Annotated in this window: 12 protein-coding genes; 4 read left to right on the top strand and 8 right to left on the bottom strand. The window is 69.1% G+C overall.

Annotated features, from left to right (window positions below):
* The first annotated feature begins 99 nt into the window (after positions 1 to 99).
* The 3 genes from ACO0LU_RS15645 to ACO0LU_RS15635 all read left to right on the top strand — a co-directional run bounded on the left by ACO0LU_RS15645 (position 100) and on the right by ACO0LU_RS15635 (position 4,176).
* Positions 100 to 1,101 (top strand): IS481 family transposase, encoded by a 1,002-nt coding sequence (locus tag ACO0LU_RS15645; RefSeq protein ID WP_424792279.1) that lies wholly within the window; start codon positions 100 to 102, stop codon positions 1,099 to 1,101.
* A gap of 733 nt (positions 1,102 to 1,834) precedes the next feature.
* A complete protein-coding gene (locus ACO0LU_RS15640) occupies positions 1,835 to 2,935 on the top strand; it encodes a ParA family protein (protein WP_424792278.1) in 1,101 nt (366 codons plus the stop codon).
* Entirely contained in the window at positions 2,932 to 4,176 is a 1,245-nt protein-coding gene (locus ACO0LU_RS15635; protein ID WP_424792277.1) for a ParB/RepB/Spo0J family partition protein, read from the top strand. Before ACO0LU_RS15640 ends, ACO0LU_RS15635 begins: the two co-directional genes overlap by 4 nt.
* Before the next feature lie 71 nt (positions 4,177 to 4,247).
* Here ACO0LU_RS15635 and ACO0LU_RS15630 read toward each other — a convergent pair whose 3' ends face one another.
* The 7 genes from ACO0LU_RS15630 to ACO0LU_RS15600 all read right to left on the bottom strand — a co-directional run bounded on the left by ACO0LU_RS15630 (position 4,248) and on the right by ACO0LU_RS15600 (position 15,464).
* Positions 4,248 to 5,216 (bottom strand): D-alanine--D-alanine ligase family protein, encoded by a 969-nt coding sequence (locus tag ACO0LU_RS15630; protein WP_424792276.1) that lies wholly within the window; start codon positions 5,214 to 5,216, stop codon positions 4,248 to 4,250.
* 26 nt (positions 5,217 to 5,242) lie between these two features.
* A complete protein-coding gene (locus ACO0LU_RS15625) occupies positions 5,243 to 6,601 on the bottom strand; it encodes a PLP-dependent aminotransferase family protein (protein ID WP_424792275.1) in 1,359 nt (452 codons plus the stop codon).
* 23 nt (positions 6,602 to 6,624) lie between these two features.
* A complete protein-coding gene (gene trxA / locus ACO0LU_RS15620) occupies positions 6,625 to 6,951 on the bottom strand; it encodes a thioredoxin (RefSeq protein WP_424792274.1) in 327 nt (108 codons plus the stop codon).
* Between the two features lie 165 nt (positions 6,952 to 7,116).
* Positions 7,117 to 8,118 (bottom strand): thioredoxin-disulfide reductase, encoded by a 1,002-nt coding sequence (gene trxB / locus ACO0LU_RS15615; RefSeq protein WP_424792273.1) that lies wholly within the window; start codon positions 8,116 to 8,118, stop codon positions 7,117 to 7,119.
* 68 nt (positions 8,119 to 8,186) lie between these two features.
* Positions 8,187 to 12,476, bottom strand: a complete 4,290-nt coding sequence (gene murJ, locus ACO0LU_RS15610; protein WP_424792272.1) for a murein biosynthesis integral membrane protein MurJ — start codon at positions 12,474 to 12,476, stop codon at positions 8,187 to 8,189.
* Entirely contained in the window at positions 12,473 to 14,911 is a 2,439-nt protein-coding gene (locus tag ACO0LU_RS15605) for a DUF6049 family protein (protein ID WP_424792271.1), read from the bottom strand. Before ACO0LU_RS15605 ends, murJ begins: the two co-directional genes overlap by 4 nt.
* 28 nt (positions 14,912 to 14,939) lie before the next feature.
* Positions 14,940 to 15,464 (bottom strand): NUDIX hydrolase, encoded by a 525-nt coding sequence (locus ACO0LU_RS15600; RefSeq protein ID WP_424792270.1) that lies wholly within the window; start codon positions 15,462 to 15,464, stop codon positions 14,940 to 14,942.
* A 205-nt stretch (positions 15,465 to 15,669) separates the two neighbouring features.
* Between ACO0LU_RS15600 and ACO0LU_RS15595 the strand changes: the two genes are divergently transcribed.
* Positions 15,670 to 17,130: a CCA tRNA nucleotidyltransferase gene (locus ACO0LU_RS15595; RefSeq protein WP_424792269.1), complete on the top strand. Its 1,461-nt coding sequence runs from the start codon at positions 15,670 to 15,672 to the stop codon at positions 17,128 to 17,130.
* A 158-nt stretch (positions 17,131 to 17,288) separates the two neighbouring features.
* Here the strand turns inward: ACO0LU_RS15595 and ACO0LU_RS15590 are convergent, their stop codons facing one another.
* Positions 17,289 to 18,602, bottom strand: coding sequence for an MFS transporter (locus ACO0LU_RS15590; protein ID WP_424792268.1), 1,314 nt, complete (start codon positions 18,600 to 18,602; stop codon positions 17,289 to 17,291).
* Between the last annotated feature and the right edge of the window lie 75 nt (positions 18,603 to 18,677).

Here is an 18,677-nt window from a genome sequence, read left to right as displayed (position 1 = left end):
TGTACTTCCTCGACACGTTGTGATCGGTCCGTGAGTTAGAAGGAGACCTCCGATATCGATGGGTGTACCAACCATTTCATCGAACGTTCGGAGGTCTCCGTGACTCACCGTAATGCACCCCTGACACCTGAAGGTAGAGCCCGGATGGTTGCCCTGGTCGTTGAGGCCGGCTGGTCCCAGCGCCGGGTTGGCGAACGGTTCCAGGTCTCACCGGCTACCGTGTCCCGGTGGGTGGCCCGCCACCGAAGAGGGGCCGGATTCGAAGACCGATCCAGCCGCCCGCATCGGTGCCCGTCCCGGCTGCCGCTGCGCGCCGAGCGGCGCATCATCTCCCTGCGATTCAACAAGCGGTGGGGCCCGCACCGCATCGGCTACCACCTGGGGATTGCCCGCTCGACTGTGGGTCGGGTGCTGGCCCGGTACCGAATGCCCAGGCTGGAGTGCATCGATCAAGCTACCGGCCTGCCGGTGCGCCGGCCCCAGCCTCACCGGTACGAAGTTGATCGGCCCGGCCAGTTGGTCCACGTCGACGTCAAGAAACTGGGCCGGATTCCCGACGGCGGCGGCTGGCGGGCTCACGGCCGCGGTTCATCACAGGATCGGCGCGCCGGTTCAACACGCGACAAGGCAGCCAGAGCTGGCGCGTCGCCCTCACGCGGGTACCGGTACCTGCACCACGCCGTCGATGACCACTCCCGCCTGGTCTACTCCGAAATCCTCGATGACGAGAAGAAACACACCGCCGCCGCGTTCTGGAACCGCGCCAACGCCTTCTTCGACGGGATCGGCGTGACCGTGGCGGCAGTGATGACCGACAACGGTTCCTGCTACCGGTCCGGGGACTTCAAGCACGCGCTGGGCCCGCAGGTCAAGCACAAGCGCACCAAACCCCGCCGCCCGCAGACGAACGGGAAAGCCGAGAGGTTCAATCGGACCCTGATAGTCGAGTGGGCCTACGCCAGGCCCTACTCCAGTGAGACCGAACGTGAAGCCTCCTACGAGGCATTCCTCCACGACTACAATCATCATCGAGCCCACACCGCTATCGGAGGCCTCACCCCAGCAGACCGCGTTCACAACCTAACGGGGAAGTACAGCTAGGGCGTAAGGTTCACCCGGAATCTGGTGCGCGAGTCTCTGACTCTGCTCGATCAGTGGATGCGGAGCGCCTCGCCGTGACGTCAACGTTTCACGTGGAACCGCGGTGCTGGATCGCGCTGCGCAGGGGATTGGCGTGGGAACGGGCGCATCTGAAGGGCAGCAGCGTGGTGCCGTGCTTCACGTGGAACTGAGCGGGTCCGACGGTGGCTCGGTTGTTCACGAAAGCCGCGTGGGTCTGGCGGTGACGCGATGTTTCACGTGGAACCCGGGTGGGTGGACTCCCTGACCGACTCGCTCACCGCTCTCCGCAGTCCGGCTGTGGCGCAGGGTTTCAGGTGAGACGTGAAACGTGCGGCGGCACCGTGCACTGCGGCTACGCGGGAGCAGCCGTGAAGGCGGCGTCTGCACCGCGACTGCCGGCCAACTCGACGTTCCACGTGAAACATCGATGCTCCACACATGGAACAACGAGGTCGGTTCACCGATGGTGGGCCATTGATCTGCGGGATGGACCGAACTATGGAAGGAATCTCGGGGCGTACCTAGACGAATTCAGACCCCGGGGCGTGACGGAAGCCGACCCGCGGGGCTCAGTGGCGCTCTGCAGATCCGTCGCGTTGCCGGAGGCGGTTCCGGCGTGCGCCGTTTCACGTGAAACCAGTGCGCCGATGGACAGGATCGTCGGTCGCTCCGTCTACCCTGGGAGAACCGCCCCGACCACGTGAGGAAGGCGATGTCGCAGGACCATGGCCACGCTCTTGACCGGCAGACCGAGACGCCGCAGCCCGCATCTGCGCGCAACGGTGACGATGAGGTGATCAGCCGCGACGAGGCGCATCGCCGCGCGATCTTGGACGCTATCCCCCTGATGGACGAATCGACACCGCTGGCCGCTGAACTCGCCAACAACGCTCGGCGGCGCGCAGCGTTGGCGGGGCAGACATTCCCTGTTCCACGTGAAACAAGGATCTTCACCGTCGCCAACCAGAAGGGTGGAGTGGGCAAGACCACGACGACGGTCAACCTCGCCGCAGCGCTGGCCAAGGGGGGCTTGGAGGTCCTCGTGATCGACAACGACCCCCAGGGCAACGCCTCGACCGCCCTCGGCGTCGAGCATCACAGCGGCACCCCCTCGACCTATGACGTCTTGATCAACGATGTGCCGATGATCGACGTGGTCCAACTCTCCCCTGATATTCCGGGCCTTCATTGCGTTCCAGCCACGATCGACCTCTCCGGTGCCGAGATCGAACTGGTCTCGCTCGTGGCTCGAGAGAACCGGCTGCGTAACGCGATCGACGCCTACCTCGCCGAGCGGCAGCGTCGCGGTGAGCGACGCCTCGACTACGTCTTCGTTGATTGCCCCCCTAGCCTCGGACTGCTCACGGTGAACGCCTTCGTCACCGCACGAGAAGTACTCATTCCCATTCAATGTGAGTACTACGCGTTGGAGGGCCTGAGCCAGTTGCTCAACAACATCAACCTGATCCGGGGTCACCTCAACCCCGATCTGCACGTCTCGACCATCCTGCTCACCATGTTCGACGGGCGCACGAATCTGGCTCACCAGGTTGCCGAGGAGGTTCGGGAGCACTTCCCCGAGCAGACACTGCGTACAGCGATACCGCGGTCCGTGCGGATCTCCGAGGCGCCGAGTTACGGACAAACCGTCATCACCTACGATCAGAACTCCTCCGGTGCCCTGGCCTATCGAGAAGCCGCCCGTGAGGTAGCGCGACGGGGTGCCGCCGGAGCGGTGATCAGTAGTGCACCATCCCAGACTGCAGCGGCTGGCGAGGTCGCGCCCGTCTCTCCCGAAGGAGTCAAGTCATGAGTGAGCGTCGGCGAGCACTGGGCCGCGGGCTCGGTGCCCTCATCCCGTCCGCCCCTTCCGCCGGGGGAGCCCAGCGACCCGTGGATGTGTTCTTCCCGGAACAGCCCGGAACGGACCGGAACGCCGAGGTCCACGAGCCGGCATCGACAGCGCTGCCAGATCGCGATGGCCGCAATGATGTACCCCACCAGGGTTCCGACGCGGCACCGTCGGCAGCCGGCAACGGGGGCCTGGGCCGGCCGGTTGCCACTGCTCTCAAAGCGCCGAGCGCACAGGATGACGCGTCTGATCCCGCTGTGACCAGCAACGACACAAACGGTACAAAGGGCGACGCTACAAACGTACAAGACGAATCAGGACTGGTCGAGGTTCCCGGTGCGCGGTTCGCCGAAGTGCCCGTGGAGTCCGTCGAGCCCAATGCGCGGCAACCTCGCCAGGTCTTCGACGAGGACGACCTGGACGAACTCGCTGCCTCGATCCGCGAGGTCGGTGTGCTCCAGCCGGTCGTGGTGCGCCCGAACGGAACCGGCGCGGACGGACAGGCCCGATATGAACTGATCATGGGTGAGCGGCGGTGGCGGGCCAGCCGGTTGGCCGGTGCGGAGACGGTGCCGGCGATCATCCGGGACACCGATTCCGAGGACATGCTTCGGGATGCGTTGCTGGAGAACCTGCACCGCGCCCAACTCAACCCGCTGGAGGAAGCTGCCGCTTACCAGCAACTCCTGGACGACTTCGACTGCACCCACGAGGAGTTGGCGAGTCGTATTGCCCGGTCCCGGCCGCAGATTTCCAACACACTGAGGTTGCTCAAACTCCCGCCGCTGGTCCAGCGGCGAGTGGCCGCCGGGGTGCTCTCGGCGGGACACGCCCGTGCGCTCCTTGGCCTCAGCGATGGGGCGGCCATGGAGCGGATGGCCCAGCGAATCGTGGCTGAGGGCTTGAGCGTGCGGGCCACCGAGGAACTCGTCACCCTCGGTGAGGAGCCGATGCGACCGGAGATGCGTCGTCGTCCACGGGCGGGCGCGCACAGCGCCGCCCTGGACGACCTCAGCACCCGCCTGTCCGATCAGTTTGATACCAAGGTCAAGGTCGCGCTCGGACAACGCAAAGGTCGAATAAATATCGAGTTCGCGTCCGTTCAAGACTTGAACCGGATCCTGGAAATGCTGTCTCCGGCCGACCCGGGTCTGTTCCGGGTGGAGGAGCCGCAAACCGAGGGAACCGGCACCCAGGGCTGACCCGGGCCCCGCCTCGGGCCGAGACCGTGCGGATGGCGGCACAGCGAAGGCGCCGCTCGCCAGGAACCGATTCAGGAACGCTGCGAGCGTGCGGCCTCGGTTGCGATCGAGGCGTACAGTTCCGACGGGGGGTGGACCGAGGCGTCGGCAGCCTGGGGAAGCAGGGACGTCTCGGTCATCCCCGGAGCCACATTGACTTCCAGAAACCAGGGGCTGCCGGCCGAATCGACGATCATGTCGGTGCGGGAGATGTGGGCCAGGCCCAATTGCTCGTGCGCCAGCAAGGCGAGATCGCCCGCCGCGCCGGTCGTCTCCGGGCTGAGCCGCGCCGGAACGAAGTACTCCGTGCGACCGGCGTTGTACCGGGCGTCGTAGTCGTAGGCACCATCGGTAGCGATCTCCACCACCGGTAGGACCTGCGGCCCCGCACCGAGATCCACCACCGAGACCGCCACCTCGGTGCCGCTGATCGCACGCTCGATCAGCGCAACATCCCCGTAGGAGAAGCAGGAGACCATAGCCTGCGGCAACTGATCGGCCTCGGTGACCAGGCTGACCCCGAGTGCTGACCCGCCCTGGGCCGGCTTGACCACCAACGGAAGGCCGAGCCGGTCCAGCACGGCACCGAGCACTGTGTGCGCCCCGGCCTCGCGGAACAGACTCTGGGGCAGGGTCGCGAAATCCGGCGTCGCCGCACCGGCCCGGGTCATCAGGGTCTTGGCCACCGGCTTGTTCCAGGCGATCCGCGAGCCGGCCGGATCCGTCCCGACGTAACGCACCCCGACCAGTTCCAGGAGGTCCCGGATCGACCCGTCCTCTCCGGTGGAACCGTGCAGCAGTGGCCAGACCACATCTGGTCGGCCGCTGCGCAGGGAAGCCAGCAAGCCGGGATCGACGTCCGTGACGTTGGCCGTCAGGCCGGCGCTGCGTAGCGCCTCGGCCACCCGCCGCCCGGACCGGATGGAGATGTCACGCTCATGGGACAGCCCGCCGGCCAGGATGAGTACATCCAGTGGTGTGGTCATCGGTGACTGGGTCATAGTGCCTCGTCTCTGCGGGGTGGCGCTCAAGCCTGGTCCGGGCCCGGGAAGTGCTGGCCGGGAACATCGCGATGCTGCGGACCGCCGGTGCCGAACATGTCGACCAGTTCGGCCTCGGAACCGATCACCCCGGCGAGCCGGCGGACGCCCTCGGTGATCCGCTCCGGCGTCGGGTAGCAGTAGGAAAGGCGCAGGTGTGCCCCGCCCTGCCCGTCGGCGTAGAACGCGGTGCCGGGAACGTAGGCCACCCGTGCGGTCACCGCGCGCGGGAGCATCGCCTGGGCGTCGAGCCCCGCGGGGAGGGTGACCCAGGTGTAGAAGCCCCCTGCGGGTACCGTCCACCGCGCCCCGGGCAGGTACTCACCGAGGGCGGCAAGAGTGGCGTCGCGCCGTTCCCGGTAGATCTGCTGGTAGGCCTTGATCTGGCCGCGCCAGTCGGAGGTTGCAAGGTAGTTCGCGATGGACAACTGGCTCATCATTGACGGGCACAGGATCGCCGACTCGCTGGCCAGCACCAGCCGCTCCCGCACCGCGTGCGGCGCGAGTGCCCAGCCCACGCGGTACCCGGGGGCGAACGTCTTGGAGAACGAACCCAGGTAGATCACACTCTCGGGGTCCAGGGTCTGCAGGGCGGGCTCGGGCTCGGCGTCGAACCCGAGCAGACCGTAGGGATTGTCCTCCAGCACCAGGACGTCGTAGCGGCGAGCGATCTGCAGGATCTGGGGGCGTCGGGCAGCCGACAGACTCACCCCGGCCGGGTTGTGGAAGTTCGGGACGGTGTAGAGCATCTTGACCCGCCGGCCCGCTCGCCGCAGTCCGGCCAGGGTCTCCTCCAGAGCCTCGGGAATGAGGCCGTCGTCGTCCATCGGCACGTGTACCACGTCAGCCTGATAGGCCCGGAACACACCGAGGGCACCGACGTAACTGGGGGCCTCTGCGACCACCACGTCACCGGGATCGATGAACACCCGCGTGACCAGATCGAGCGCGTGCTGGGAGCCGGTGGTGACCACCACGTCGTCCGGATGGGCGCTGATGCCCTCCAGGGCCATCACGTCCAGGATCTGCTCCCGCAGGCCCTCCTCACCCTGCCCCGAACCGTACTGCAGCGCCACCGCGCCCCGTTCGGCGAGCAGTCGCTCGGTGCCGCGCGCGATCTCCTCCAGGGGAAGTGAGGCCAGGTTCGGCATCCCCCCGGCCAGCGAGACCACCTCGGGCCGGTTGGCTACCGCGAACAGCGCGCGGATCTCCGAGGCCCGCATACCGTGCGTACGTTGGGCGTAACTGGACAACCACGGGTCGAGCCGGGTCCCCCCACCCGCTGCACCGGCCGGTTCGGCTGCCGGGGTGATGCCCGGAGGGTCGGCCTGTCCCGACTCGCTCATCTGCTCTCCGATCGGTGCGAACGTCAGTGCAGGAACTCCTGCAACTCCGAGAGGAAGGCCTGTTTGGGGCGTGAGCCCACGATCGACTTCTTCAACTCGCCATTCTCGTACACGTTGATGGTCGGGATCGACACTACGCCGTAGGCGGCGGCAACGGCCTGGTTGGTCTCGACATCCACCTTGGTCACCTTGAGCCGGCCCTGCAGCTCCGCGGCAACCTCCTCGAGGATCGGTGCGAACTGGACGCACGGACCGCACCACGCTGCCCAGAAGTCGACGACCACCGGCCCCTGGGCCTGCAGGACCTCCTCCTTGAAGGTGTCGTCGGTGACGTGGGTGATGGTGCTCATCGATACTCCTGGCAAGGCTTGTGCGGTCGGCACCGGCGCTGGCCGCCGGTGGGGGCGGGGTGGTGTGGACACTGGGGGCGTCGCCGGGTAGGCCGAGGCCTGCTTCCGGTGGGCAGCCCCTGGTTCGCTTCGGGCTGCGCGGGGTTGCTCGTTGAGGTGCGAGGCTCAGGTCGCGGCGACGGCGACCGGGTCGGCCTCGGGAGTCTGCGAGGCGGTCCGGTCCGGGGTGCCGGCCGCCTCGAGGTCGGCCAGGTAGCGTTCGGCGTCCAGGGCGGCGGCGCATCCGGTACCGGCTGCGGTGATGGCCTGGCGGTAGTGGTGGTCCACCACGTCGCCGCAGGCGAAGACTCCGGGCAGGTTGGTCCGGGTGGAGGGGTGCTCCACGTCGATATATCCCTCGGAGTTCAGTTCGACCTGTCCGCTGACCAGTTCGGTGCGAGGCAGATGCCCGATCGCCACGAAGATGCCGGTGGCTTCCACCTCACGGGTCTCACCGGTGACGGTGTCGCGCAGGGTTGCGCCGGTGACCTTGTCGGTGCCGTGGATGGCGGCGACCTCACTGTTCCACGCGAAGGTGATCTTGTCCGAGGCCATTGCCCGGTCGGCCATGATCTTGGAGGCACGCAACTCGTCCCGGCGGTGCACCACGGTCACGGTCTTGCCGAACCGGGTCAGGAACAGGGCCTCCTCCATCGCCGAGTCCCCGCCGCCGATCACGAGGATGTCCTGGTCCCTGAAGAAGAAGCCGTCGCAGGTGGCGCACCAGGACACCCCGCGGCCGGACAGTTCCTTCTCCGCCGGAAGGCCCAACTCCTTGTACGCCGAGCCGGTCGCCAGGATCACGGCGTGGGCCGAGATGGTCTCATCGTCGGTAGCGACGGTCTTGACGGGACCGGTCAGGTCCACGTCCGTGACGTCCTCCCAGCGGATGTCGGCGCCGAACCGCTCGGCCTGGGCCTGCATCTTCTCCATCAGCTCGGGACCGAGCACGCCGTCGGGGAACCCGGGGTAGTTCTCCACGTCGGTGGTGTTCATCAGCGCGCCACCGGCGGTCAGGGCCCCGGCGAACACGATGGGCTCCAGTCCCGCCCGCGCGGCATAGACCGCTGCGGTGTAGCCAGCGGGGCCGGATCCGATGATGACGACCTGGTGGATGTTCTGTGACATGTTCTTCCTTCACTGGCGATCTGGGTCTGCCTGCTGCAACGCCCGATGTGCGCCGGATTGTTCCCGCCTCAGCGCACGCTGACTTCGGCCAACTCGATCCGGTTGCGCCCGTCGGAGTCTGCTACGGGCAGTTCGGGGAACCACAGCACCACAACGTCGGTCTCGGTGGGCTCGGATAGTTCATAGGTGACCTCGGGACCCATCGCACCCTCGGCCAGCACCGGGCCCTCGTCAGGGTTGTCGGCGTCACCGGCCCGGATCTGCACGATTCCACCCTCACCCTGGACGTCCAGGGTGACCCTGCTGACGACGGCGGTCTCCTCCAACTCGATGACGAATCCGAGCCCGGGCTTCATCCCGTAGTTGGGATCGTTGTAGCGCAACGACCGCCAGATCGTGTCGGGATTGCCGTCCGCGGCCAGGTAGGCCAGGTCCGGGTTGTCATCCAGGGACCGGACGTCCGCCACCGCGGGGTCGGGGCCCTCGGGGGTCTCCTCTTCCTCCGGTTCGGTTTCCTCCTCGGTCTCCTCCTCGACGGGCTCGGTGGTCTCCTCTTCCTCGGTGGGCGTGGCGACCGGCGCCGGGCGGGCGGCATCATCGGGATCGAAGGAGGTCCTGGCCTCACGCAAGGTGCCCAGCGCGAGGGTGCCCGCGACGACGACGGCGGCGATCATGGTCAGGATCACCACCGGGGTGGGGTTGAAGCGCTCCGTCTCGTCCTGCGACTCCCAGAGATCGTCGTCGTCGTCGAAGTCCTCGGGTGGTTCCATCCCGGCGGGGGCGGTGGGGTGCGCCACGGGGTAGATGGCGGCCTCATCCTGCTCCTGCACTCCACTGCTGCCCTGCCCGCTCAGTCGCGCGGTGGCACCAGCGGCGCCGGCGGAGTCGCCCCAGGACTCTTCGGAACGTGCGGCCCAGGCTTCTTCCCGGTCCGTCTCGGCGTCGGAACCGGAGGCCCAGGTGCCGGTGAGTTCCCGGGCCGAGTCGGCGAACCGACGGGACATCTCCGCGGTCTTGCCGGCGAAGGACCGCAGGGCCTTACCGGTGGCCGCCGATGCCGCGCCGATCGCCGAACCCGCCGATGCCGCGCCGATCGCCGAACCCGCCGATGCCGCGCCGGCGCCGATTCCGGCGGTTGCCGCCGAGAGCGCCCCCTTGGCGCCGGAAGCGCCCGTGCCGGCACTACCGGCCGCGGCGCCGGCAGCGCCCACACCGGTTCCGCCGGCGCTCGCCGCTGCGCCCCTGGTGACGGCCGCCGCTCCCGGTGTTCCGGCTGCCGGCGAGCCCGGTGGGTACACACCCGGGGGCAGATCAGCGGTGGGAGGAAGATCGGTCAAGGGCTCATCGGGCCGTGGCAACGCTGTTGCACCGGTCGCGGTTCTCGTCGGCGCTTCCCCAGGAGTCTCGAGGGCCGCGGGGTCGGCGGTGTCTCCCGGCGGCGAGCCCTCGGGGTGGTGCGCGGCCTGCAGTTGCGGTTCGAAAGCGGCCCGTTCGTGGCGCGCCACGTAGGTGTCGAGCACATGGGCCGGTGGCGCCTCATCCGGGGCGATCAGGGCCTCGAACTCGGGCAGGTCGACGACCGGGGGCGGCGGCTGCGGCGCCCATCGGGACGTGTCGAACGTCCTGGGTTCGGCTGGCCCGTCCTCGCCCGGGGCTGAGGCGGGGTCGGGCCGATCGGCGCCGGGGCCTGTGCCGCCGTCTTCGTCGTGCTGTCCCGCACCGGCGGCCGCGGCCATGGATCCGGCCACGCCGGCCACACCGACGCCCGCGAGGCCGGTCCCACCAGCCTCATCAGCGGCACCTGCTGCCCCGGTATCGTGCGGATCGGCCACAGGGCCGGGTAGATGCACACGGCCCTCACCCGGCTCCGTCCAGGGCGCCAAGTCGCGCACCAGCTCCCCAGGTGTGAAGGGACCGTCCCGGTGCGGTCCGAAGGTCACCGCGCACAAGGTGTCCAGATCCTCCGGGATGCCCTGCAGCAATTCGGCCGGGGGCACGGGTTGGTCGTTGTACCGCTGGGCCAGCGGGACCGTGCCCGCCAGATCCGCCGCGCCGGGCCAGTGTCCGGTCAGGGCGGTGTAGAGCAACGCCACCAGGTCCACGGTGTCGGTTCGGGCAGCCTCACGCGCGGATTCGGCCGAGACCCCCGCCGCGGCCGCATCGATCGCCAGGCCGGTGACGAGCACCTGCCCCGAGGGTGTCCGGTACAGCGATTCTGGCCCGAGCCGCAGGTGTCGCACGCCGCGTCGGCGGGCCACCTCCAGGGCGGCTGCCGCCTCCCCGATCAGGGTGCGCGCCTGGTCCGGGTCCACCCGGCCGGCGCCGACCAGTTCTGCCAGGCTGCGTCCCTGGAGTATTTCGGTGACGATGAAGCCGGTGCCCTCATGGGTCCCCACGCGCAGGATCCGCAGCAGCCGGTCGTCAGCAACCAGCGCCGCCCTGCGCGCTCCATCCAGGGCTTCCTCACGGTGCGTGCCCGCAACGGTGGAGATGTACACCTGTTTGTCCAGGATCGTGTCGGCGCCCAGCCAGCCCTCGGCGCCCTCCTGCGGTGAGATCAACCGGTACCGCCCGGCCAGGACATCACCAGCCTTCAGGGAGGCAGCCGCGGGCACAGTCATCTGCGTTGCCCTCCCGTTGTCGACGCCGGTGATCCTGCCCCATATCGTACGCACCCCCGAGGACCCCGGGATGCGCGCCATCAGCGGCGCTACCCGGGTGGTCAACGGCGCGGCCAGGGTCCCGATCCGCACCATGAGGTCATCGAGTTCGCTGACCCGCAACCGGCGCAGCGCGATGAAGTACAGCAGCGCCATCAGGGTCCCGAGGACGAGGACCCGTAGCAGCGCCCCGGCGAAGTTGGTCTGCACCCCCCACAGGTGCACCAGCCCCCAGCCCACCCCGGTGGGAATGATCAGCGCCAGGGTCAGCCGTACGTAGGTGCGCAGGATCCTCGCCCCGTCCAGGGTGCGCAGCTTGCGGCGCAACGCCAGGTAGGAGACCAGCGCACCGAACATCAGCGAGACGGAGTTGGCCACGGCCGATCCCACCACCCACCAATGAACGGGCAGCAGCAGATAGGCGAGAACGCAGCCAACGATCTGGATCAGGGCCATCGGGATCTGGAAGAAGAACAGTGCCTTGGTGTCCTCGTAGGCGAAGTAGACCCGCTGGGTCATGGTCCAGATTGCGATCGCCGGCAACCCGATCACCATGGCCACCAGGACCGCCCCGACGGCCTGGTAGGCCTCGAAGGTTGCCACGTCGAACTGGACCACCTGGATCACCGGGATCGCCAGGACCGCCAGCGCGCCGGCAGCGAACACGGTGAACACTCCGAGCGTGCGCAGCCCCATCGACAGGTCCTCGCGCACCTGTGTGGCGTCCCCAGCGGCGGCGTTGGCGGACAGGCGCGTGAAGATCGCGGTGACCAGGGAAACCGTGATCAACGACTGCGGCAGCATGAAGACCAGGAACGCGGCGTCGTGGGCGGCGTTACCGGCGGCGTAGGTACCGGCTTGCTCCGCGGCGGTGGAGGCCGCGGCGGCCAGGTTGGAGATGGCCAGGAATCCGACCTGTCCGGCCAGCAGCGCCAGGAATGCCCACCAGGCCACCCGTCCGGCGCTGCCGAGACCGGAGCCGCGGATGCCCCAGCGGAACCGGAACTTGAAGCCCGAACGCGTCAGTGGGATCACCAGGATCGCCGCCTGGGCCACCACGCCCAGGGTGGCCGAACCGGCCAACAGGGCGATCCGTCCGGCGGTGAAGGCCGCCGCCGGGTCGGGGTCGGCCGGGTCGAAGGAGCCGAAGACCACCAGGTAGATGATCAGCCCGATGATGGCGAACAAGTTGTTCACCGCCGGTGCCCACATGTACGGGCCGAACACCGACCGGGCGTTCAGCACCTGCCCCAGCAGGGTGTACATGCCGTAGAAGAACAGTTGCGGTAGGCACCACATCGCGAACGCGACCGCTACCGAGGCCCACGGACCGGAGCGGAACTCTGCGGCGTACAGCGTCACCAGAACGGGTGCGGCCAGGGTGAGGAGCACCGTCACCGCGGCCAGCACGGTGCCGGCCAGGGTGAGCAACCGGTTGACGTAGTCCTGCCCACCATCGTGCTGGCGCATCGCCCGGACGATCTGCGGCACCAGGACTGCGTTCAGCACACCGCCAGCGATGAGCATGTAGATGATGTTCGGGATCTTGTTCGCCACCGCGAAGGAGTCCGCGGCGCCACCGAGGGTGTAGATCGCGGCGATCAGCAGCGCCGAACGCACCAGCCCCAGCACCCGGGAGGTCAGGGTGCCGGCGAACATCACCGCGGCTGATCCGGCCAGCCCGCCTCGTCTGCTCATCGCCTCTTCTCTTCGCTACTGGCCCCTCCGGGCACGGATGATGATGTGCTCCCGGCTCCGGAAGCCCCGTGGGCACCGGGGTTCTGAGCACCCGAGTCCCTCTTCCTGGGAGCAGATGCGGCCGGGTCGGCCGGGTCGAACCGGCGCTGACCGGAGCGGATGGTGCGCACCAACCCGATCAGGAACGCCACGGCGAGCAGCACCGCCACCACGGCGGTGCCGATGTCCTCCCAGTCCGCGCGCACCCGGACCACGAAGGAGGCACCCTGCCCCACGACCTCGCCCTCGGGTTCGGTGAGCAACTGCACATCCAGTTCCACGTTGCCGTTGGCCACCGCCTGGATCGGCACCCTGACGGTGGTGATCGTCTCCGGGTCCAGCACCGCGGTAATGGGTTCGGAGGCCCGCAGCCGAGGATCCTGGGGCTGCAGCGCCACCGTGACCCGTGCGGGCACGGGCAGGTCGTTGGCCACCGCGACCGGCAGTTCTCCGCTGTGGTTGATCAGCAGCACCGAACTGCCCGGTTCCACCCGGACCGCGCCGGTCAGTTCGGCACCGAGGTCCGCGACCCGTTCCAGCAACTCATCCCGCGCCCCGGCCTCGTCCGCCCATGACGCACTGAGGGAGGTCAGCAGCCCCGGTTGCACCTGGTCGAGCAACCCCTGCCGATCGGGCAGGGTGGCGGCGAGGTTCGCCACGTCGTCGTGCATCTGCTTCAGGTCCAGCACCTCCTCCGGCGCCAGCCGGTGCGGGTCGGGCAAGGTGGCCGTGGCGGCCGTGCGCGGCTCGCTCCCGCTCCCGGGAGTGCGTCCGAGCAACTCGCGCAGGTTGGCCAGGTCCATCCAGGGCGCATCAGCCAGTTCCCGGAGGTGACCGCCAAGGTCCGCTTCGGACACATCCCGGGGGAGGGTGGCGAGGAAACCGGGCCCGTCCTCGCCGGACTCGCGCAGCGCCGCAGCGGTGTCGGCCAGGAGCAGTTGGCGGGCGGTGAGGGAGTCCAGTTCGGCGCCGGAGGCGTCGTGGCCGGTCAGCAGGGCCGAGATGCGTTCATCAGGAACGACGGCGCGCACCTCCCCGGCGGTGGTGCTCACCTGCGTGGGACTGCCGGGCAGGCCTGCCGGGGCGTCGGGGGCCAGGGTGTACTCGGGGGTCACCACCACCTGGGCGTCCTCCCCGGCCAGGGCGGCCAGGGTGGTGCCATCGATCCGGCCGCCCGGCCAGTGCACGTCCATCAGTGGCGCGATCCGGGCCTGGTTCAGCAGCGCTGCACCGCGCTGTTGCCCCAGGCGCCACAGGTTGAGGTCGCCGGCGTGGGCCAGTGCCGGCAGGTCGGTGTCGGCGTAGTCCAGCCCCACCACGTCGCGCCTGGCGGTGTGCTCGATCAAGTGGGTGGCCAACTCGTTCGGGTCGGCGCCGGGACCACCCGCGCCGGCGCCGGGGGCCACGTCGGTGGTGTCCTCGCCGGCGGCGCCGTCGTCATTCTGGTCGCCATTGGCGCCGTCGTCCTGACCTTCACCATCGGTGCCGCCCCCGCCAGGGGCGTCGTCGTCCGTGCCTTCGGGAGCCTCCGGCGCATCCTGGTCGGTGGGACTCGACGGGGGGTCATTGTCATCGGACCCGGGGTCGGTGTCGCTCCTGTCGGCCGGCTCGGCCTGGTCCGGATCGGGGTCGCCGGCCTCCTCCGCGCCCAGTTCCAAGGGCGTGGCCGGCACCGGGGGTGCCGATTCCAGCAGCGCCGGATCCAATGCCCAGGACATCTCCGCCCCCGAGGTCGCGCGGAGCACCGGCAACAGCCGTGTCGCTGCCACCTCGCCGACCGGGCGGCCCTCGCTGGCCGCCTGGTGCCACTCTGCGCCGGTGGGCGTCAGCGGGGTGAGCACGCTCAGTTCGGCCGGGGACCGCAACGGTGACTCACTCGGGAACCACAGCAGCAGGCTACGGGCCGATCCGGTGGTGGGCGCGGCCTCCAGGATGCCGGTCACGTCCACCTCGATCCCGCGCGGGCCCCAGGCCGAGGTTTCTGCGAAGGTCGGTGACGAGGGCATCGTGATCGTGAACGCGGTGGTCGAGTGTGGCTCGAGGTCCTCCTCCAGTTCCGCGGTGAACGGGGTCGCCGTGGCGATCAAGGCGGAAGTGGTGCCGTCCTGCCAGGCGTCGACGGCTGCCCGGGTGGTGAGGACATGGCGCTGCATGATCAGTTTCACCGAGGGATCGGTGACCGTCTCGGAGGAGTCGTTGTGCACCGTGGCCCGGACCGTCAGTTCACCCTCTGGTCGCAACACCGCCGGGGACATCGAGGTCAGTTCCACCCGCAGGGGTTCGGTTCCCTCCTGCGGGTTCGCGGCAGCGGGCGGTGCGGTGAGCGCCAGACCGAGCCACAACACCAGCACCAGCACACACCCGGCCGTGGAACGGGCGCAGGACGGGATGTTCATCCGGCTCCGGCCGGTGCGCCGTGGATGTTCACGACCGCCCGGCCAGCACGTCCCGGGCGGTGGCCACGATCCTGCGCTCGTTGGGGTAGGCAAGGCGTGAGCCTACTTCGTCCAGGAGCACCCAGGCGACGTCCTCGGCCTCCTGGTCCGGGTCGTTCTCGATCGTGAGTTCCCCGCTCACGGCGCACAGCAGGTAGTGGTGGACCACCTTGTGCACGCGCCGGTCGGTTCCGGCGAACCAGTAGTCGATGGTGTCCAGGTGTCGCAGTACCTGACCGTGGATCCCGGTCTCCTCAGCGATCTCCCGGACTGCGGCCTCGGCGGCGGTCTCCCGGCCTTCCAGGTGGCCCTTGGGCAGGCACCACTCCAGCCGTCCGGCCCGGTTTCGGCGCGCGATGATCGCGGTGACCGCCAGCCCGTCGATCACGTCGACCACCACTCCACCGGCCGAGGTCTCGTCGACCACCGGCAACCGGTGCCGGACCGGCGCACGGCGCCGCACCGGGCCCGGTTTCGGGACCCGTCGCCCGGGAGTGGGAACGGCGGCTGACATATCAATACTCTAACGAGAGTGCCCGCGCCCGGGGCGCTGCCGGGGTCTGCGGCCACGTCGCGGTGCCTGGCGTGGCCCCGCTCTGCACTGTTCCCAGTGTCCGGAACGGCGCGGTGGTGAGCCAGAACATACCCCGGACCGAGCGCGAACGGGCCCCGGCGTGGCACCCTTGGTGCTCGTGTCACCGAACCCTCAGGATTCCTCCATGGCAACCCCCCAGGCTCCGGCACAGTTATTGCACACGGCGTTGAGCACGATCACCGAGATGGCTCCGGAGGCGATCGAACTGGGCCGCGCCTTCGCCGGTGCCGGGCACGAACTCGCTCTGGTCGGTGGGCCGGTCCGGGACGCCTTCCTGGGCAAGGCCTCCTCGGACCTGGACTTCGCCACCTCTGCTCGCCCGGAACAGACCGAGGAGATCCTGCGCGCCTGGGGCACCGGGCTGTGGGACATGGGACGGGACTTCGGTACCCTCGGCGCGCGCCGGGGGGACACCGTGGTGGAGGTGACCACCTATCGAACTGAGAGTTATGACCCCGGGTCGCGCAAGCCCGCGGTGGCCTACGGCGACAACCTCGACGGGGATCTGTCCCGGCGTGACTTCACCGTCAACGCGATGGCACTGCGGTTGCCGGATCTGGTGTTCGTCGACCCCTTCGACGGCCTGAGTGCCATGGCCGACCGCGAACTGCGCACCCCGGTGCGCCCGGAGCAGTCCTTCGACGACGACCCGCTGCGGATGATGCGCGCGGCACGGTTCGCCGCCCAGCTCTCCTTCGACGTCGAGCCCGGCGTGCTGGCAGCGATCTCGGCGATGGCGGACCGGCTCAGCATCGTCTCGACCGAGCGGATCCAAGCCGAACTCGTGAAGCTGCTGATGGCCCCGGCGCCCCGGCGCGGGCTGGAACTGATGGCCTACACAGGAATCGCCGACGTGGTGCTCCCGGAGTTGCCGGCCCTGCAGATGACCATCGATGAGCATCACCGGCACAAGGACGTCTACGAGCACTCCCTGACGGTGCTGGACCAGGCGATCGATCTGGAGACCGGCCCGGATGGGCCCGTACCCGGTCCGGACCTGGTGCTACGCCTGGCCGCGTTGCTGCACGACATCGGCAAACCCGCCACCCGCCGGATGGAGCCGGGCGGTGGGGTGAGCTTCCACCATCACGAGATCGTCGGCGCGAAGATGACCACCAAGCGCCTGCGTGCGTTGCGCTTCGACAAGGCCACGATCTCGGCGGTGGCGAAGCTGGTGGCCCTGCACCTGCGCTTCCACGGGTACGGGGAGGCGAAATGGTCCGACTCGGCGGTGCGGCGCTACGTCACCGACGCCGGCGACCAGCTCGAACGGTTGCACCGCCTGACCCGGGCCGACTGCACCACCCGGAACAAGCGCAAGGCCGCACGGCTGGCGGCGGCGTATGACGATCTGGAGGAACGGATCGCACAGTTGGCGCAGGAGGAGGAACTCAAGGCGATCCGCCCGGACCTGGACGGCCGGGAGATCATGGCGCTCCTCGGGATCGCACCGGGGCCCGCGGTGGGCAGGGCCTACCAGTACCTGCTGGGGCTGCGGATGGAGCACGGCCCGCTCGGACCGGAGCGTGCCGAGTCCGAACTGCGTGCCTGGTGGGCCGAGCAGGGCGAGGCCGAGGGCGGCTAGCACCCGCGACCCGTCCCCGCTGGGAGCGCAGCGGTGCCCACGATCCCCACTCCGAACGTGAGCACGGTGTAACCGCTGACGAAGGTCACCACCGAACCGGTGTGGTCGATCGCGGCGATGGCACTGATCCCGGTGCGGGCGTTGGCCGGCGCAGGCCACTAGCGCTCGACGGCGGGCTGCGGCGCGGTAGGCACACGCCGGTAGGCCAGCACCAGCAACAGGTAGACCGCGCCGAGTGCGGCGAAGGTGACCCGGGAGTACCCGGTGTCCGGCAGCACCGCGGCAGCGAGGGCCGCGGCCCCCACGAACGCGGCGTTGTAGAGGACGTCGTAGAGGGCGAAGGCCCGTCCGCGCACATTGTCGTGGGTATCGCGGTGCACGATCGTATCGACCGCGATCTTGGCTCCCTGCACGCTGAATCCCAGCAGCAGCGCCGCGGTGGCGATGACCCACTGCACCGGGGCGGTGGCCAGCACCCCCTGACTGAGCGCCCCGATGCCCAGGCACATCAGCACCCACCGGGCGGGGCTGACCAATCGGCGCGCCGCCGGCGTCAGGACGATAGCCAGACCATTGCCGGCGAAGGAGATGCCGACCAGCAGCCCGAACATCGCCAGCCCTGCCGAGGCGTTCGCCGGATCCACCAGCAGGTTCCGGGAGATCAGGATCAGGGCGATGAAGTTCAGCCCGTACAGGAAGCGGTGCCCGGCCATCACGCCCAGCCCCGCACCCGGGGTGCCCCGGGCGATCAGGTACCGCGCGCCGTCGACCATCTCGGTGACGGTGGCACCTACATCCCGCCCCACCTGCGCCCACGTGGTGGCCCTGATCCGGGACCGTTCCGGACCCAACCGGTCACGGCCCAGCCGAAGCGCGAGCAGGGCGGCGGCGAGGAAGAACAGCGCCGCGCCGGTCAGGGCAGCGGCGTCCAACGCTGGGCCCTGCCGCATCACCAGACCGAGAGCGAAGCCCACGGCGGCACCGACGACGGCGGAGACCGCGCCCAGGGTGGGGGTTAGGGAGTTGGCGATCAGGAGTTGTTCCCGGGGAACAACCCGCGGCAGCCCGGCCGAGAGTGCAGCGAGCAGGAACCTGTTCACCCCCAGGGTCACCAGCGCGAGCACATACACAGCCGGCCCCACCCCGACGGTGACCATCAGCACGGCGAGCGCTCCCGCGAGCAGCACCCGAACCGCGTTTCCCACCAACAGCACCTGACGGCGACGCCACCGGTCCAGCAACGGGCCCACGAACGGCCCGACCACCGTGAACGGCAGCAGCAGCACCGTGAACGCTGCCGCAACCGCTCCCGCCGTGGCCAGGTTCTCGGGGTTGAAGAAGAACAAGGTGGCGAGCCCGGCCTGGAACAACCCGTCGCCGCACTGGGAGACCAGCCGGACGGTGAAGAGTTTGCGGAAGTCGGCGTATCGCAGCAGCGTGCGCAGATCCTGCACCACCTGGAGGCCAGCCACGGGGCCCCACAATAGTGCCCACCCAGGGCCCCGGCCGCCGACCCCGCAGCACGCGGAGGCAGCCCGGATACGCCA

The organism is Pseudactinotalea sp. Z1748, assembly GCF_049725185.1.
Lineage (GTDB): Bacteria > Actinomycetota > Actinomycetes > Actinomycetales > Beutenbergiaceae > CALKWS01.
Note: the sequence above shows the minus strand (reverse complement) of the source record. Positions and strands in the feature narration are given on the sequence as shown.

Coding starts and splice junctions, on each gene's coding strand:
- ACO0LU_RS15595 (WP_424792269.1), top strand. CDS start 15,670: ATGGCAACCCCCCAGGCTCCGGCACAGTTATTGCACACGGCGTTGAGC.
- trxB (WP_424792273.1), bottom strand. CDS start 8,118: ATGTCACAGAACATCCACCAGGTCGTCATCATCGGATCCGGCCCCGCT.
- ACO0LU_RS15625 (WP_424792275.1), bottom strand. CDS start 6,601: ATGAGCGAGTCGGGACAGGCCGACCCTCCGGGCATCACCCCGGCAGCC.
- ACO0LU_RS15630 (WP_424792276.1), bottom strand. CDS start 5,216: ATGACCCAGTCACCGATGACCACACCACTGGATGTACTCATCCTGGCC.
- trxA (WP_424792274.1), bottom strand. CDS start 6,951: ATGAGCACCATCACCCACGTCACCGACGACACCTTCAAGGAGGAGGTC.
- ACO0LU_RS15600 (WP_424792270.1), bottom strand. CDS start 15,464: ATGTCAGCCGCCGTTCCCACTCCCGGGCGACGGGTCCCGAAACCGGGC.
- murJ (WP_424792272.1), bottom strand. CDS start 12,476: ATGAGCAGACGAGGCGGGCTGGCCGGATCAGCCGCGGTGATGTTCGCC.
- ACO0LU_RS15635 (WP_424792277.1), top strand. CDS start 2,932: ATGAGTGAGCGTCGGCGAGCACTGGGCCGCGGGCTCGGTGCCCTCATC.
- ACO0LU_RS15605 (WP_424792271.1), bottom strand. CDS start 14,911: ATGAACATCCCGTCCTGCGCCCGTTCCACGGCCGGGTGTGTGCTGGTG.
- ACO0LU_RS15640 (WP_424792278.1), top strand. CDS start 1,835: ATGTCGCAGGACCATGGCCACGCTCTTGACCGGCAGACCGAGACGCCG.